This window comes from Rhizobacter sp. P2_D12, from assembly GCF_056404395.1.
On sequence record NZ_JBFUEB010000297.1, the window covers coordinates 1 to 1,333 of the forward strand.

2 protein-coding genes are annotated in these 1,333 nt (G+C 68.8%); both read left to right on the forward strand.

Annotated elements, in window-relative coordinates:
* Window positions 1–471, forward strand: a 471-nt coding sequence (locus tag AC1DYN_RS32575; RefSeq protein ID WP_477966947.1) for a response regulator, incomplete at its 5' end; no start/stop codon positions are given.
* Window positions 472–540: 69 nt separating this feature from the next.
* A partial coding sequence (locus AC1DYN_RS32580; protein WP_477966949.1) for an aldo/keto reductase occupies window positions 541–1,333 on the forward strand: 793 nt, incomplete at its 3' end.

Below are 1,333 nucleotides of genomic sequence, written 5' to 3' on the forward strand. Positions count from 1 at the left end.
GGTTGCGGCAGCACGTTCCGGGTTACGCTGCCGCTGTCCTCGCGCGCGGGCGTCGCCGCGCCGGCTATCGGGACCGACACGCCGCAGGGCAATCCGGCCGCGCTGCGCATCGGCGTGGTCGACGACAATGAAGRCGCCGCCGTGACGCTCGCGCTGCTGCTCGAGACGTTGGGTCACACGGTGTCGGTTGCCCATTCGGCGCGCGCCGCGCTGAACGTGCTGCCGGCGTTCGAGCCGGATGTGTGCCTGCTCGATATCGGCCTGCCCGAGATGAATGGGTTCGAGCTGGCGCGGGCACTGCGCGCCAGGCCCGGAACCGACCATGCGATCCTGATCGCGGTCACCGGCTACGCGCAGGAGAAAGACCGCGCCGAAGCACGCGCCGCGGGCTTTCACGACCTGTTCGCCAAGCCGGTCGACCTCGAGGTGCTGGGCGCGGCGCTGGTGCAGATCGAACGGCGCCGCCGCTAGCCTGCTGTGCGACGGGGTCCGCGTGCGTCAGGCAGAATTTGTGTCTGATTCACGCACAAGGGACACACCATGACGCAGCGCTATCAACCGATCACCCGCCTTGGCCTGGGCGGCACGGGTTTCGGCGACATGTACCACGCCACCAGTGACGAAGCAGCCCAGGCGACCGCCGACGCCGCATGGGACGCCGGCATCCGCTATTTCGACACCGCGCCGCACTACGGCGCCGGCCTGTCCGAACACCGCTTCGGGCACGCACTGCGCCGCCGCCCGCGCGCCGACTACACGCTCTCGACCAAGGTCGGCCGCCTGCTGGCCCCATCCACCCCGGGCGAGATCGCCGCGCCTTTCGTCGGCGCCTTGCCCTTCAAGCGGGTGATCGACTACACAGCCGACGGCGCGCGCCGTTCAGTCGGGGACAGTCTGCAGCGCATGGCGCTGGCATCCATCGACATCGTCTACGTGCATGACCTGTCGCCCGACATGTTCGGCGACCAGTTCGACCATTACTACCGCATTGCATCCGGTCCGGGCGGCGCCTTCGAGGGCTTGACGAAGCTGCGCGAGGAGGGCGTCATCAAGGCCTGGGGCCTGGGCGTCAACACGGTCGAGCCATGCCTGCGCGCGCTGCGCGACGCCGACCCCGACATCTTCTTGCTGGCCGGGCGCTACACGCTGATGGAAACGACGCCGCTGGCCGAGCTGTTCCCGCTATGCGCCGAGCGCGGCGCGAAGGTCGTCATCGGCGGGCCATTCAATTCAGGTTTCCTGGCCGGCGGGCCAAATTACGATTACGGCCCGGCCGACGCGGACAAGCTGGCACAACGCGAACGCTTGCGCAAGGTAGCGGTCGACCATGGCG